This is a genomic window from Brevibacillus sp. FIR094 (assembly GCF_050477165.1).
GTDB lineage: Bacteria > Bacillota > Bacilli > Brevibacillales > Brevibacillaceae > Brevibacillus.
Window position 1 is genome coordinate 107,055 of record NZ_JBEAES010000014.1, and the last position, 14,896, is coordinate 121,950.

Below are 14,896 nucleotides of genomic sequence, written 5' to 3' on the forward strand. Positions count from 1 at the left end.
TTTAAATAGGAATCTTTTGTTTAAGATAATACTATCACAGAAGCAAGAGGAAAGCAATCGCTCAATAAACGAAAGGACGGCCCGAATACGAAATAATCAGAGCCGTCCATTACGAACTTTGAACAAAATGTTACTTAGGAAAAGAACTTCACTCTCTCATCCAACGATTGGAATTGTTTTTCACCTGGTTGAGCGGTTGGTTTGCCAAAAGGCATTTGTGCTCGCAGCTTCCACTCGCTAGGGAGGTTCCACGTTTGTTGGACTTCTTCATCAATAAGTGGATTGTAATGCTGCAAGGAAGCACCGAAGCCCTCGGTTTCCAACGCAGTCCACACAACATATTGAAGCATTCCGGAAGATTGCTCGGACCAAATCGGGAAATTATCTTTGTACGCTGCGAATTGCTGCATAAGGTTTTCGACAACACTCTGGTCTTCAAAGAAAAGAACAGTGCCGTAGCCGCTACCGAAGGCGTTCATTTTTTCTTCCGTGGCCCCGAAATTTTCAGCGGGAACGATTTTACGTAGCGTTTCTTTCGTAATGTTCCACAGTTTATCGTGCTCCGCACCCAAGAGGACAACAACGCGAGCGCTTTGGGAGTTGAATGCGGATGGTGTGTACTTTACTGCTTCCTGAACGATTTCTTTAATACGTTCATCAGATGCAACAGTTTCCTTGCTGATCCCATAGTACGTTCTTCTGTCTTTTACAGCTGCAATAAAATCCTTACCCACTCTGCATTCCTCCTGCAACTTGTTTTTACACTAACATGATGCATTGAAAGGGAGAAGCTTATTCAATGCTCCTCTTCTTACATTTCGTAATTAAATATAAATTCCTGTGCAACTACTGTCAACATTTGGGTGTGCTGATGGCGATAAGTTAACTTTTTTTCGGTTACAATGGGATGAAAAGGTTCGAGCTAGTAAGGAGGATACGATGATTACCAAAATGGCAACGGTAGCTGTTTATGTAGAAGATCAGCAACGCGCAAAAGTGTTCTGGACAGAAAAGGTCGGATTTGAAGTCAAGCAAGAGCACCCGATGGGACCAAACAGCAGTTGGCTGGAGGTTGGACCAGCAGGTGCACAGACTGCTTTGGTACTCTATCCGAAAAGTATGATGAGCAACTGGCAGGAACAAAAAGCCTCAATCGTTTTTGAATGTACAGAAATTGAAAAGACGTACGAAACGATGCGAGCGAACGGTGTTGTTTTTCAAGGAGAACTGAACAAGATGCAGTGGGGGACCTATGCGACTTTTCAGGATGAAGATGGCAACAGCTATTTGCTAAAAGGATAAGCGTAGTGAAGACCTCTGGCCAAATGCGGCTGGAGGTTTTTTAATAGGAAGAATCAAACAATCACGCGAACGAGGTAATACATATGCGTAGTTGGCAGACCACCAGAAGTCGCATAGTGGTCAAAAATCGGCATAACACTGTCCATGTGCTGTTCGATGGCGGACGTGAGAATTGCGGGACTTTGCCCGAAGCAACGCATGCGAATGACATCGAGTGGGGTCTGAAAATACTCGGTGGCGATCACCGTCTGAATATCCACTCGCTGAAAAGCAGCTTGTTTGAGTCTCTCTTGTAGATTTTGCAGGATCGGGGTGTCAGCTGGACGTGAACCAAATAAATGAGGAAACCATTCGAATAATTCGGCGGACAACTGATCGCCTGGATGTAATCCGATGAATGAGCCTCCTTTTTTGACGACGCGTGTTATGTCTGGATAGGCGGAGGTAGGTCCCTTGCGATTGTAGGCGCAATCAAACGTATCGTCATGGAAGGGGAGGCTATATTTCGTATTGGTGACAACGAAGGAGACGTTTTCAGGTGTTTGCGTGCGGGCCTTTTGCACAAAGTTTTCTGTCACATCCAAGCCGACAATTTCTTTGGCAGAACGGCTCCAGTGCAGTGTGAATGCACCGTGTCCGCAGCCGATGTCGAGAACGGATTGATTTGGAACCATGCGACTAATTTCTTCCATAAAAAGCGACTCGCCATTCGGTTCCGTAATGGTAGAGCGCCACGGGTATACGTATTCACCAGTCATTGCGCCCAACTGAGTGTACCAGGCCAAAGAGTGGGGGGCCAGCCAGTCGGGATGGGTGTTTGGATTCGGTGGATGAAGCATGATCGGTCACCTCTCATCTAACGAAAATGCACAACAGGTATCATTGTAATAATTTACCTGTCTTTTGACAAACTCTTTAAACGGCTTTACATGAACGAAAAGTAGCGATAACGTGGAAGAGGGAAAGTGGTTGAAAGGAGCTAGGGCAAATGATTATGTCACAACAATATAGAAGCATTCTGATCGTGACCTCCGTTGATGCAGAACGGGAGGCAGTAATGCGCGGCATTCAAGGGGATGAACGTTTCACAGTCATCGCTGGGGGAGTAGGGCCAGCAGCAGCCGCAGCGAGTACAGCCAGAGCACTTGCTTGCGCGGACTACGATCTGGTCATTTGTGCAGGAATATGCGGTGGATTCGTGGGACAAGCAGAGATTGGGTCGCTGGTTGTCGCGACAGAAATTATTTGTGCGGATTTGGGGGCAGAAACGCCTGAGGGCTTTTGCAGTGTGGACGAGCTCGGATTTGGATCAGCTCGGGTAAGTGTCGATCAAGAGATGGTCGAACGGGCCACCGAAGCAATGAAGGCGGCAGGCTTGGTCGCCAAAAAAGGCGTTGTACTCACACTATCAACCGTGACGGGAACAGCGGAAACAGCGGCGGCTTTGGCACAGCGGATGCCAGACGCGCTAGCTGAAGCGATGGAGGGGTATGGCGTTGCGACTGCCGCCCAGGCTGCCAGACGACCTGTTCTGGAAATTCGTACGGTATCGAATGCAATTGGACCGCGGGATAAATCTGCTTGGCGGATAAAAGATGCGTTGGAATCTCTGGAAAAGGGAAGCTCTGTACTACGGGAGGTACTATCATGAAAATTGCGTTTTCACCATGTCCGAATGACACTTTTGTTTTTCATGCCTGGGCACATGATTTGATTCCGGGAGCGCCAAAGCTCGATATTATGTACGCAGATATCGATATTACGAATACGCTTGCTGCACAAGGGGAAGGCCCTGAAGTTATGAAAATCTCCTACGCGGCATTGCCTTGGGTGATGGACAATTACTCGTTGCTCCCTTGCGGCGGTGCACTGGGCAGAGGATGCGGGCCACTCGTTTTGACCCAAGGAAATTCTGGCGAGAGTGCGAACGATTCGGCACGCCTGTCCAACAAACGTGTAGCAGTTCCAAGTGAGCGCTCCACAGCTTATTTACTGTTCCGGCTCTGGGCTGCACAAAATGTCCCAGGTGGTGTAGGGGAGATCGTCGTCATGCCGTTTCATGAGATTATGCCTGCTGTACGTGACGGCAAGATCGATGCGGGACTCGTGATCCATGAGGCGCGTTTCACGTATCAAAACTACGGGCTGTCTCTTATGACTGACTTGGGCAACTGGTGGGAGTCTGATACGAATTTGCCGATTCCGCTGGGGGCCATCATCGCGAAAAAATCAATGGACATCGAGGCACTGACCAATTGGACGCGCTCCTCTGTGGAATATGCATGGGCGAATCCGACCGCATCACAAGAATATGTCATGTCCCATGCCCAAGAGCTGTCCTTGGAGGTAGCGCAAGCGCATATTAACTTGTACGTGAATGAGTTTACAAGAAATTTGGGTAACGATGGTTATGCAGCTGTCGAGGCGTTGCTCGGTCGTGCAGCCGAGGAAGGGCTTGTACCAGCATTTGATTTGTCGACATTACGGCGATAGTTGATTCAATAATGGGAGGGGGCAGCTCAATAAGTTGCCCCCTTTTCCTGTTCGAGTGAAGCGTTATCCAGCGTAGATCAATCCACATGCCAGTCGTTTTCCGCTATTTCCTGCCGGCTGCGAATGGAAGTCATCGGGACTTTGATGGATGATCACGCTTCTGCCGACCACATCGGCTGCACTGATTTTGTTTGTGAAAAAAGTCATTCGTGCATAGCCGTCATTGGAAAAAAGCACGGGGAAATCGCCCACGTGATTGCCATGTGGCTGGTGCGTGGGGTTCCAGTGACTGCCTGCTGCGGTAAAGGGATCTTCCGGATTTCCTACCGTACAGACGCCATGCTCATGCACATGAAATCCGAAGGGCCCGATTTGCAGGTGATTGCCGGAAGCAGGCCGGAAATTGGGGAGACCACTGACTTCCACGAAAACTTCAGTTCCGTAGGGGACATCGGTAAATACGACGTAACCATGCAGGTTCGGTGCCAGTGGACCACCCTGGATTTCGGCAAAAGATTGTCCTGTTCTCCGTCCATGTTGTGAAGACACGGCTCGTAAGTCATATTCATAGGGGTATTCGTAAGGCTGATATCCGTACATGTTACACCACCTTAGTTCATAATCCAGTTTGACATATCTTATGTAAGTGGTGGGCGCATGGTTACTAGGCTGCGCAGGAGAACATTGACGCTGATAATTATTTTCATCTACAATCAGGTGGAATTCCCCGGCATGGGCAAAAGGGTGGGCAAAACGTGAAAAGAGTGCTGCTGATAGAAGATGAGATCAATATGGCCCGATTTATTGAACTGGAGCTGCGCTATGAATCGTTTGCGATTACAGTCGCGCATGATGGACATAAAGGACTCGAGCTCGCTTTACAGGAAGAATGGGATGTCATACTATTGGACGTTATGCTTCCGGGGCTCGATGGTATAGCGGTTTGTCAAAAAATACGCAGCGTGAAAAAAACGCCGATTATTATGCTGACAGCCAGAGACAGTATTACGGATCGCGTCTCAGGCTTGGACAGTGGTGCCGATGATTATATACCGAAACCATTCGCGATCGAGGAGTTGTTGGCACGCATACGTGTTGTGTTTCGCCGCCAGGAAGAGAAGGAGAATGTCCCCCAAACCTTGCTTGCGCACCGAGGGCTGGTGGTCCAAATGGAGGGACGTATCGTCACCAAAAATAATCAACCTGTTGAGTTGACCAAAAGAGAGTACGATTTGCTCGTGACGTTCATGAAAAACATCAATCGAGTCCTGCCTCGCGATGTGCTACTCGATACCGTATGGGGATTCGAGGCGGCTGTCGAGACCAATGTTGTCGATGTGTACGTTCGGTATTTGCGCAATAAAATTGATTCTCCCAATGAGGACAGCTATATCTCGACTGTACGCGGGATTGGCTACGTGATGCGAAAATGAGAGGCCCATCGAGATTCTTGCAGCTCCCGATCAAATGGAAGCTGACACTCTGGTCGTCACTTCTGCTTTTTCTCGTATTCATTGGCTATAATAGCTTTCAATATTTTTTTGTTGAGAAGTGGATGTTTAATAAAGAGCAGCAGGTTGTGCAACAGACGATGCGAGAGTTCCTGAACTACGCGCTGGAAAAAGAGCAATCTTTTGAGGGGGAGGACCTCGCAGAGCTGCGCAGCTTCTTGGAGAAAATCAATCAACGAAACCAGATGATTCGCATTCTGGACGAAGTGGGTAATCCGATTGTCGTGGTCTCGGAAAACTTTCAAGATATCACACTGCCACCGCTTCCGCCTGTTCAGTCGATTCGCACCCAGACCCAAGAAGTGCGTGACGACCTGTTGATCATGAGCAGTCCGCTTACGATCTTTCAATTTAACGGGACAGTCATGATTCTGAAGAATATGAAAGAGTTTGAGCAGTTGAGTGGTGCGCTTTTTCAGGTCATGGCAATTGGGTGCTTGACCGCTGTGATCATAAGCGGTCTGGGTGGCAGATTGCTTGCGCGGCAGTTGCTTAAGCCCCTGCAATCGATGAATGAAACGATGAGCAACGTCCGGCAAAAAGGATTCCATGAACGTGTGCAGTTTCACGATAATCAGGATGAGATTGCGACCTTGATGAAAATGTTCAATAAAATGATGGATCAGGTGGAGCGGTCCTTTTTGCAGCAGAGACAATTCGTCGAAGATGCCTCACATGAGCTGCGCACGCCGATCGCGATTATCGAAGGGCATCTGGGAATGCTGCGGCGCTGGGGCAAAAATGAACCAGCTGTTTTGGAGGAATCCTTGCAGACATCGATTTCAGAGCTCGCCAGATTAAAAGGACTGGTGCAGGAGCTGCTCGTTTTGACGAGAGCAGAGCATGTGGAGATAGAAGAGAATGTCGAGCTCCGAGATCCGGATCGGGCTGTCTGTCACATGATCAAGAAATTCGCCATGATTCAGCCGACATTTACGATCGAGCAAGAACTTGCGCCTTTGGCTGGAGAAATCCTTGCCATATCAGAAGAACACCTGGAGCAAGTGCTACTGATCCTTTTGGATAATGCGGTCAAGTATTCCGGGGAGAGCAGAAGAATCTGCGTGAGGGCCAAGGTGCAAGAAAATGTAGCCTGTATGGAAATCATAGATGAAGGAATCGGCATACCCGAGCAGGATTTGCCGTATGTCTTGGACCGATTGTATCGGGTAGACAAAGCGAGAAATAGCGGGGAGAGCGGGTACGGACTCGGATTGGCGATTGCCAAACGATTGCTTGCGCGTTACAACGGCAGCATAACGATTCAGAGTCTGGAGCAGAAAGGGACAACAGTGACTGTTTTTGTACCGCTTCGTCAATGAATATCACCCGATCACATATTGCTAAAAATAATTAGGGATGTTTTTTTATTTTCACAGCATTTTCTCATTTTTGTTCGTTACAATAAGCCTTGTCAATTGGCAATGATATTCATTATCAATAATCAGTGCGATAGAGAGGGAGAGTCAAAATGAGAAAAAAATCGATGCTGGCAGTCATGCTGAGCACAATGCTGACGTTGCCTTTACTTGCTGCATGCGGAAACGGCGCGAATACTGCCCAGCCGCAAACAGAAGCACCAAAGGCACAGGAGCCAGCCACTACAGAGCAAGTCGTTAACGTATTTACTGCGCGTCATTACGATATTGATAACAAACTGTTCGCAGAATTCACGAAGCAAACAGGCATCAAGGTAAACGAAGTGAAGGGTACAGCAGAAGAGCTGGTTGAGCGCTTGAAGCGTGAAGGAGAGAGCTCCGAAGCGGATTTGTTCATCACGGTTGACGGTGGTGTTCTGAACTACGCGAAGCAAAATGACGTTCTGCAACCGATTCAATCTGCTGAAGTAGAGAAAAACGTACCGAAAGAACTGCGTGATCCTGACAACCAATGGATCGGTATGGCTACCCGTGCGCGTGTAATCGTCTATGCGAAGGATCGCGTGAAGCCTGAGCAGTTGTCTACGTATGAAGATTTGGCTACAGATAAATGGAAAGGCAAAGTATTGGTACGCTCTTCTTCCAACCTGTACAACCAGTCACTCGTTGCTTCTTTTATTGAGTTGAATGGCGAGCAGGCTGCCTTGGATTGGGCAAAGGGTCTGGTAAACAATTTCGCGCGCAAGCCTGAAGGTGGAGACCGTGATCAGGCAAAAGCTATCGTTGCCAAAGTCGGTGACGTTTCGATCATGAACACCTACTATGTTGGACAAATGCTGAACTCCAAAGATGCAGAGGAAGTAAAAGTCGCGCAAAACATCGGCGTTTTCTTCCCGAACCAAGAAACGACAGGCACACACTTGAACATCAGCGGTATTGGTTTGACCAAGCACGCGAAAAACAAGGACAATGCCGTGAAATTGATTGAGTTCGTCACAGGGAAAGACGCTCAAACGATGCTGACAAACGGAAGCTACGAGTTCCCTGTCAATGCAGAGGCTGACAAGCCTGCTCTCTTGAAAGAGTGGGGAGAATTCAAAACGCAAAAGCTCGATTTTGCGAAGCTCGGCGAGCATAACAAAAAAGCGGTAGAACTGCTGAATCAAGCAGGTTGGAAATAAGCATGACGGGAGCACTTTTGCGTAGAAGCCTGAGACGAAAACTGAACGGGTGGGTAACGCTGAGCGTGATAGGGGCCTTTTTGGCCCTTCTCCCGTCTCTTTATATTTTTTTCGGACTCTTTCAAAAACAGAATGAAAACTGGCAGCATATCCAAGAGTACATGCTGTTGGATTACGCGTTGCAATCGTTATGGCTCGTGCTCGGTACCGGAGCCTGTACGATCATCGTAGGTGTGACGCTAGCCTGGCTGGTCGCTGCCTACGATTTTCCATTACGTCGCTTTTTTTCATTTGCTTTTGTACTGCCGCTGGCGATTCCTCCGTATATCGCAGCATACACGTACGGCTCCATGCTCAGCTACACGGGGAGCATTCAGACGATTTTGCGTGATACATTCGGGCTGACGCTCGATCAACGCTACTTTGACATTCTGTCGATGAAGGGCGCTATTTTTATTTTCACTCTGTTTTTGTTCCCGTACGTCTATTTGATCACGAAAACCTTTCTTGAAAAGCAGAGTGCTGTGTTCATTGAAAATGCCAGATTGCTCGGGAAAAACCAAACGCATATCTTTTTTCGCATCGTCCTGCCTATGTCACAGGCAGCCATCGTCGGTGGAGCCAGTCTTGTGGCATTTGAAGTGCTCAATGATTTTGGAGTGACGAAGCATTTTGGGATTCAGTCTTTTACAGCGGCGATTTTCAAGACGTGGTTTGGCATGTATGACGTAGAATCGGCCATCCGTTTGGCCGCCTGGCTCATGACGTTGATCATCGGAATCTTTATCGTCGAACGACTCGTGCGTAAGCGGAAAAAATACAGCTCGCCTACGAACAGGAGCACGCCGCTCACACGCAGAAAATTGCGCGGAATCCCGATGTACGCTGCCATCATCTTCGGATTGGTTATTGTTTCGTTTTCATTTGTGATCCCTGTTGTGCAGTTGAGTGTCTGGGCGACGTGGACGTATGGGGAAGTGTTGAACGAGACCTTCTGGAAGCTCTTGAGCAATACGCTGTTCATCTCCTGTATCTCCATCACCATCTTGATGCTGCTTGCGGTAATCGTAGCGAATGTCATCCGATTCTCCCGAGGCTCGATATTCGCTGTGGCATTGACGCGCTTGATTTCCATGGGCTATTCCATTCCGGGCGCAGTCTTGTCCATCGGTGTGATGGCGGTGGTGATGTCTGTAGATAAAGAACTGAGTTCCTTCTATAGCTGGTTGGGCTTGGGCGCAAACAAGCTGGTACTCAGCATGTCCTTGTTCATGCTGACGTTTGCCTACATCATCCGCTTTCTTGCAGTTGGATTCAATGCAGTCGAGGCAGGGTTTGAGAAGACGGGAAACCGCTATTCAGAAGCGTCACGTATGCTCGGAATGAGTATGACACGAACCTTTTTCAAGGTGGATTTGCCACTAATCAAAGGGGCTGTGCTCACTGGTTTTATCTTGGTGTTCATGGAAATCGTGAAGGAATTGCCGCTTACCTTGCTCCTTCGTCCCTATAACTTCGAGACGCTGGCAACAAAGGCGTACCAATATGCAAGCGATGAACAAATTCATCAGGCCGCGATTCCGTCGCTCTGTATTATTGCGGTGGGGATCGTCTCCGTTATTTTCTATCACTGGTTAGGAGAGAGACAGGCAAAATGACTTTTTTTGAAGTGAAAAACCTGACGTTTGGTTATGCAAGCGGGAACGGCAGCGTCATCCGGGATTTTTCCTTGCAGATGGAGCAGGGGGAAGTTGTCGGGCTGCTCGGGAATAGCGGTTGCGGAAAAAGTACATTGCTTCGATTGATAGCCGGACTGGAGTCGCCCAAGAGCGGACGTATCCAGATCGATGAGAAAGTGTTGGTCGATCAGGGGCAGTTTGTGGAACCAGAGCAACGCGGGATCGGTATGATTTTTCAGGATTATGCGCTGTTTCCTCATTTAACTGTCGAGCAAAACATCTTGTTCGGTCTGCATCGCTTATCCAAAGCAGAGCGTCTGGTTCGTTTGCAAGAGATGTTGGCGCTCATACAGCTCGAAGGCTACGGCAAGCGATATCCGCATGAGCTGAGTGGTGGGCAGCAGCAGCGTGTCGCATTTGCGCGTGCACTGGCACCTAGACCGGCTATCTTGTTGATGGATGAGCCGTTCAGTAATCTGGATGCCGAGCTGAAAACGAAAATACGCGATGACTTGAAGCGAATGCTCCGAGCTGCCAAGATGACTTCGATCCTGGTCACGCATGACAAAGCAGATGCGGAAACAATATGTGATCGCATCATTCGAATGACTCGCTAAGGGCAAAGTGCAGCTTTCAGCCTCCAAAGTGCATAGTCGTACCGTACGTTGTTGTATAATGTGCATACGACGAATTTTGTAGTGTGCGGTCTGCCGTCTTTGGTCAGCACCGTTCAAATAGAGGAGGATGGAACATGAAAATTGAAATCTGGTCTGATTTTGCCTGCCCGTTTTGCTATATCGGAAAGCGCCGTCTGGAAGGAGCGCTGTCTCAATTTCCGAATAAGGATCAAGTAGAGGTCGTATATCGCAGCTTCCAGCTCGACCCGCAGATGGAACGCGATACTGATATGGACATGCATGAAGTACTGGCAGCCAAGTATAGCATTCCGCTCGAACAAGCCAAGGGGATGAATGACCAAGTAACCCAAATGGCAAAAGGCGTCGGTCTCGACTATCATTTTGACACGATGATTCCGACCAATACATTCGATGCGCATCGCTTGACGCACTTTGCGCATGCCCATGGAAAAATGAAGGAAATGAAGGAGCGAATGCTGAAGGCGTACTTTACGGAATCGCTCCATCTCGGTGACCACGAGGTGCTGGCACAGCTTGCTTCTGAGGTAGGCTTGGACAAGGAAGCGACGCTCGCCATGCTGGCGGGAGACGAATACAGAGAGCAAGTACAAGAGGACAAACAAAGAGGCAACGATTTGGGTGTCACAGGTGTACCGTTCTTTGTCATTAATAACAAATATGCCGTTTCTGGCGCGCAGCCAGGAGAAGTCTTTTTAGGCGCATTGAACCAGGTATGGGAAGAAGAAAGCGCCGCTCCTGCTCTGAAATTCGTGCAGAATGACGAGAAAAAAGACGAGCAATCTGGCGACAATTGCGCAGATGGCTCCTGCAAAATATAAGGTTTAGTTAGGCTAAAACCGATTCCTAATAAGGAGTCGGTTTTTTTCTTTACTGGCGTGCAAGCTGTTTCTGTAGTGCAAGCGCGAGCTCCAAAGACACAATTGCATGATCAACATCGATAATCGATTTTGTATGGTTCGTAAAGCATTGAATGGCATGACGCAAGCTTTTTTCATACGGATTGAAGGGTTCGAGAACGAGCTCATTCTTGCCTGAGGACGTGTATTCTACTAAGAAAGATTCCGTCTTACCTTGGTTGTCAGCTTCCTGAAAGACGAGCTTTGCCTTCTCAAAGTACGCCTCGTAACCGACAGTGAATGGGTACGAGGTCGGCATCTGCGAGGAGGAGACTATTTCAGCATGGGCATCAGGGTAATGAAAGTGCGAGTGGACGATGGACTGTTTTTTATCCGATGATTCTGTCCCCCATGCGCTCATACTGGCATTGCGACCGAACAGCCACGTGACGAAGTCCAGCTCGTGGATCATCAGATTGGTTGTAATGGAGGACAAGCCTAGATCCCCCCATAAAGGAGCTGTTTCTCGTTTGAGCGAGAGGGAGAGGAGCTGTCCGTACTTGTTCTCTGTCTGAGCGCTGCGAAGGTAGGCGTACGCCGGGTCAAATTTGATAAACTGATTCACCAACAGCATTTTCCCCGATCGGTCCCTTGCGTGTTTCATGGCTTGTGCATCGTCTAGCGTATAGCAAACCGGTGTTTCGCAGAATACTTGCTTTCCGTTTTCGAGAGCTTCTACTGCGAATTGCCGATGCAGCTGCGAAGGCAAGCAAATATCCACGACATCGATAGTAGGATCTCGCATGATCTCGTCCATATGCTTCGTAATCTCCACATTCAGCTCTTCCTGTAGCTTTTGTAGCTTGGATTCATTTCGACCGAATACTACCAATCTATCTATACCATTCATTTTTTTCAGCAGATGCGCATGGTACGCACCAAATCCGGTTCCTAATACTGCGATATTCATCTTGCATCCCTCCCATAATGATAGCTCTATGATATCTTTGTATTGTTGACAGCATCGTGTCATCAATTTGACCGCGTTGAAAAATAGAGTGGTCGTTTTTTCGTGGAGGCTGGAGATGAGACTGCATCGATTGATTGCGATCTTGCTGCTGATCGAATCAAGAGGAAAAATGAAAGCAAAAGAACTCGCTATAGCACTGGAGACGTCTGTTCGCTCGATTTATCGGGATATTGACGCACTGTCCCAGGCAGGGATTCCGATCGCGGCAACTTCGGGACCTAGCGGTGGAATTTATTTGATGGAAGGATATACGGTCAATCTGAAACAGCTGTACGTCGATGATGTCGTGCACTTGTATTTGACCGGGATGGGGATTCATGTCGGGCAGGATACCGAGACTGGACACCGATTAAGGTCCGCTTTGCTCAAATTGGAAAAGACATTGCCGCAGACTTATCGGCCGGATATCGAGAAAGCGAAGAAGCGTTTCTATTTCGATGAGACGCTGTGGTGGGAAGAGAGAGTAGTCATACCGCATCAGGAGGTTTTGCGGACAGCAGTTTGGCGATCAAGCAAAGTCGTCATTGCCTACCGCAAAATGGATGGGAGTAGCTCATCACGTACGGTATGTCCCTATGGTCTCGTCGTGAAAAAAACGGAGTGGTATCTCGTTGCTTACTGCGAAAATGCGCAGGCGGTTCGAACATTCAAGTGCGAGCGGATTCCTTCTGTTCATGTAAGGGAGGAGGCATTCGAGATTCCGGAGAGCTTTTCGTTGGCAGGTTATTGGACGAATCAGGAGGCGGCGTTCAAGCAGGCTTGTCGTGAAGTCGAATATTTTCCTGTAGTGATCAGATTGCATGCTGAAAAGCTGGCCATGCGAGAGAAGCTGGAGGTGATTTCCGCTGAGCAGCAGGGAGAGTACGAGCAATTGACGATTAATTTGTATAGTTATGAAAGAGCATGTCGCGATATTTTGGATATGATCGGACATATGGAGGTAGTAGAGCCAGCGGAATTAAGAGCTTTTGCAAAAGAGAGACTGCGAGAAATGATGGCACTTTATACGTAGCATACGCGAAAAGGCTTCGCATCAAGTCGATGCGAAGCCTTTAGCGGGAAAGCATGGGGTAACTCACATGCACATGCTGTTTGAAGCTTTCATAGTCCGAGGCATGTATATGAGAGTCGTGGTCGCTTATACAGACATGCTTCATGCAAAGGCGCTGAGCGAACCGATTACCTGCTTCTGTGATATTGTCCATGATGATCGATTGGATGCGGCAGCCACTTTGCTCAACATGAGCTAGTACATCGAGATAATGATGCAGCATCATGCGTAAGGCAGGGCTTTTCCGATAAGATTGATCGACAACGACACAGGACAGAAAATAATAGACTTGCGCGGGAGAAGTAGTTAAATCTTCGATATCCGCAGTCGTCATCAGGCTGTCTTTAAACGTCCCTTGCGCAATTTGCTGGTAGATATGCGGCTTGACGGGAAGCAGGTTCATAAAAGCGATGATGTGCCCATTCTCTTCAATCGCAACGACCGAATCGGGACGAAACAAATACCAATTGTAGCTCTCTTCATAAGGTGTAATAAATTCAGCATCATAGTATTGAAGCTCGAGTTGTTCCATTTGTCTAAAATGATCGAGGTGCAAATGCTCCATGATCTTCACAAAGCAAATCTCCTTCCTTATGTAAAGCGGCTTTGCCGTAGAGCTTCGGCTCGCTGTACGCTTTCTTTGGTCCAAGGTGGTGTTTTGGGATGATCCATTAGGGTATTATTCCGTCTTACTAGTCGACAGCTCGCAAATATAGCGAATAAATCGCTGGGTTTCCTTTGCCCGCTTGAATCTGTTCGAAAATAAAGATGGTTCGTTTGGTTGGTAGCGTATTCGCAAGGATTCTTTCAGTAAAAGATGCCATTCATTTGGGAGTTCTTGCAGAGCCTGTTCTACGGCTTTTCTCTTCGGAATAATATTCTCATGGATGAGGGAGTAATAGATTCGGCATAAGGTGAAAACGGCGAATTCTACCCACTCATCGATCATGAATTTCACCATACTTTTTCCTTTTGGTGACCAATAATCATGTACATTGTATTTCATCGTTTCCCCGACATCAAACCATTGGGTAGGGATGTGTAATACTTCAACACTTTCCCCCATAACGGTAATGCCCTGATGCTTGAGGATCCACCACGTCACATGATTGACATCATAGTGGCCGGATGATTTGAATGTCCCACTGTCAACGTAAGGATAAGGCTCCAAGGATAGATTGGTTTTTCCGATGTCATCCAGCTTGATATACATGCCGTCCATTCTTTTAGCGAGTGGGTTGGCGTTATGGAGAGTATGATGGATGTTCTTGAGCGTTTCGATTTCTGCATTCGTTAACCCTCTATGCAAGAGCGTTACAAAATCAATATCGCTGTTATTTTCCTCGAAGCCTGACAGAGCAATCGAGCCATACAAATAGACACCGCAGATGACATCAGGCAGTTCTGCCATGAGTCGTTGCGTATAGTCGTGTAAGAAAGGTCTAACACTTTCCGGGATTCTCGTGTCCATAAAGAAACTCCTTCTCCCCAACTTTTTCGAAGTCACCTGTGAAATTGATCATTTCCATAATTTTCATACCTCCAGTAAATGAGGTAAAGTTTACTTGGTTTTTGATTTTCTCGCAAGATGAATTCCTGCCTGATGGGAAAATCGTTGATAGCCGAGAAGGTGCACGATATGATAATTCAGATGGTCACAATTGTTAAGGAAGGCGTTTATTGTGATTGGACAAATGCTAACAAAGGGCAAATTTTTGATGGGGAACTCGCGTAAGTAGCCCGCCAACCCGTGATATTCCCCGACTTTGAAAGGG

16 protein-coding genes are annotated in these 14,896 nt (G+C 47.8%); 10 read left to right on the forward strand and 6 right to left on the reverse strand.

Going from position 1 to position 14,896, the window contains the following annotated elements; all coding sequences use genetic code 11:
- Nucleotides 1-134: 134 nt before the first annotated feature.
- On the reverse strand, nucleotides 135-734 hold the full coding sequence (locus ACQ5DJ_RS14705; protein ID WP_429843120.1) for a nitroreductase family protein: 600 nt from the start codon (nucleotides 732-734) through the stop codon (nucleotides 135-137).
- Nucleotides 735-939: 205 nt separating this feature from the next.
- Here ACQ5DJ_RS14705 and ACQ5DJ_RS14710 point away from each other — a divergent pair, with 205 nt between their 5' ends.
- Complete coding sequence (locus ACQ5DJ_RS14710) at nucleotides 940-1,302, forward strand: VOC family protein (RefSeq protein ID WP_088910840.1); 363 nt, start codon at nucleotides 940-942, stop codon at nucleotides 1,300-1,302.
- A gap of 53 nt (nucleotides 1,303-1,355) precedes the next feature.
- Here ACQ5DJ_RS14710 and ACQ5DJ_RS14715 read toward each other — a convergent pair whose 3' ends face one another.
- Nucleotides 1,356-2,141 (reverse strand): class I SAM-dependent methyltransferase, encoded by a 786-nt coding sequence (locus ACQ5DJ_RS14715; protein ID WP_429843121.1) that lies wholly within the window; start codon nucleotides 2,139-2,141, stop codon nucleotides 1,356-1,358.
- A 149-nt stretch (nucleotides 2,142-2,290) separates the two neighbouring features.
- Between ACQ5DJ_RS14715 and ACQ5DJ_RS14720 the strand changes: the two genes are divergently transcribed.
- Nucleotides 2,291-2,953 carry a futalosine hydrolase gene (locus ACQ5DJ_RS14720; RefSeq protein WP_429843122.1) on the forward strand — a complete coding sequence of 221 codons (663 nt, stop codon included), beginning with the start codon at nucleotides 2,291-2,293 and terminating at the stop codon, nucleotides 2,951-2,953.
- The gene (locus ACQ5DJ_RS14725) at nucleotides 2,950-3,795 is read left to right on the forward strand and encodes a 1,4-dihydroxy-6-naphthoate synthase (protein WP_429843123.1); all 846 of its coding nucleotides are present in this window, start codon (nucleotides 2,950-2,952) and stop codon (nucleotides 3,793-3,795) included. The genes ACQ5DJ_RS14720 and ACQ5DJ_RS14725 overlap by 4 nt, the downstream gene beginning before the upstream one ends.
- Nucleotides 3,796-3,858: 63 nt before the next feature.
- Here the strand turns inward: ACQ5DJ_RS14725 and ACQ5DJ_RS14730 are convergent, their stop codons facing one another.
- The gene (locus tag ACQ5DJ_RS14730; protein ID WP_429843124.1) at nucleotides 3,859-4,395 is read right to left on the reverse strand and encodes a superoxide dismutase family protein; all 537 of its coding nucleotides are present in this window, start codon (nucleotides 4,393-4,395) and stop codon (nucleotides 3,859-3,861) included.
- A 155-nt stretch (nucleotides 4,396-4,550) separates the two neighbouring features.
- Between ACQ5DJ_RS14730 and ACQ5DJ_RS14735 the strand changes: the two genes are divergently transcribed.
- The 6 genes from ACQ5DJ_RS14735 (at nucleotide 4,551) to ACQ5DJ_RS14760 (ending at nucleotide 11,022) form a co-directional block, all read left to right on the forward strand.
- A complete protein-coding gene (locus tag ACQ5DJ_RS14735) occupies nucleotides 4,551-5,228 on the forward strand; it encodes a response regulator transcription factor (RefSeq protein ID WP_429843125.1) in 678 nt (225 codons plus the stop codon).
- Nucleotides 5,225-6,628 carry a sensor histidine kinase gene (locus tag ACQ5DJ_RS14740; protein ID WP_429843126.1) on the forward strand — a complete coding sequence of 468 codons (1,404 nt, stop codon included), beginning with the start codon at nucleotides 5,225-5,227 and terminating at the stop codon, nucleotides 6,626-6,628. Before ACQ5DJ_RS14735 ends, ACQ5DJ_RS14740 begins: the two co-directional genes overlap by 4 nt.
- Before the next feature lie 149 nt (nucleotides 6,629-6,777).
- Complete coding sequence (locus ACQ5DJ_RS14745; RefSeq protein ID WP_429843127.1) at nucleotides 6,778-7,866, forward strand: Fe(3+) ABC transporter substrate-binding protein; 1,089 nt, start codon at nucleotides 6,778-6,780, stop codon at nucleotides 7,864-7,866.
- 2 nt (nucleotides 7,867-7,868) lie between these two features.
- Nucleotides 7,869-9,524, forward strand: coding sequence for an ABC transporter permease (locus ACQ5DJ_RS14750; protein WP_429843128.1), 1,656 nt, complete (start codon nucleotides 7,869-7,871; stop codon nucleotides 9,522-9,524).
- Nucleotides 9,521-10,162 carry an ABC transporter ATP-binding protein gene (locus tag ACQ5DJ_RS14755; RefSeq protein WP_429843129.1) on the forward strand — a complete coding sequence of 214 codons (642 nt, stop codon included), beginning with the start codon at nucleotides 9,521-9,523 and terminating at the stop codon, nucleotides 10,160-10,162. Before ACQ5DJ_RS14750 ends, ACQ5DJ_RS14755 begins: the two co-directional genes overlap by 4 nt.
- Nucleotides 10,163-10,296: 134 nt before the next feature.
- A complete protein-coding gene (locus ACQ5DJ_RS14760; protein WP_429843130.1) occupies nucleotides 10,297-11,022 on the forward strand; it encodes a DsbA family oxidoreductase in 726 nt (241 codons plus the stop codon).
- Nucleotides 11,023-11,071: 49 nt separating this feature from the next.
- On the opposite strand, the gene ACQ5DJ_RS14765 is transcribed toward ACQ5DJ_RS14760, so the two are convergent.
- The gene (locus tag ACQ5DJ_RS14765) at nucleotides 11,072-12,010 is read right to left on the reverse strand and encodes a Gfo/Idh/MocA family protein (protein WP_429843131.1); all 939 of its coding nucleotides are present in this window, start codon (nucleotides 12,008-12,010) and stop codon (nucleotides 11,072-11,074) included.
- A 115-nt stretch (nucleotides 12,011-12,125) separates the two neighbouring features.
- Between ACQ5DJ_RS14765 and ACQ5DJ_RS14770 the strand changes: the two genes are divergently transcribed.
- Complete coding sequence (locus ACQ5DJ_RS14770; protein WP_429843132.1) at nucleotides 12,126-13,082, forward strand: helix-turn-helix transcriptional regulator; 957 nt, start codon at nucleotides 12,126-12,128, stop codon at nucleotides 13,080-13,082.
- 40 nt (nucleotides 13,083-13,122) lie between these two features.
- On the opposite strand, the gene ACQ5DJ_RS14775 is transcribed toward ACQ5DJ_RS14770, so the two are convergent.
- Together ACQ5DJ_RS14775 and ACQ5DJ_RS14780 are read right to left on the reverse strand one after the other, a co-directional pair.
- Complete coding sequence (locus ACQ5DJ_RS14775) at nucleotides 13,123-13,686, reverse strand: hypothetical protein (RefSeq protein WP_429843171.1); 564 nt, start codon at nucleotides 13,684-13,686, stop codon at nucleotides 13,123-13,125.
- A gap of 114 nt (nucleotides 13,687-13,800) precedes the next feature.
- Nucleotides 13,801-14,592, reverse strand: a complete 792-nt coding sequence (locus ACQ5DJ_RS14780; protein ID WP_429843133.1) for an aminoglycoside adenylyltransferase domain-containing protein — start codon at nucleotides 14,590-14,592, stop codon at nucleotides 13,801-13,803.
- Nucleotides 14,593-14,896: the final 304 nt, after the last annotated feature.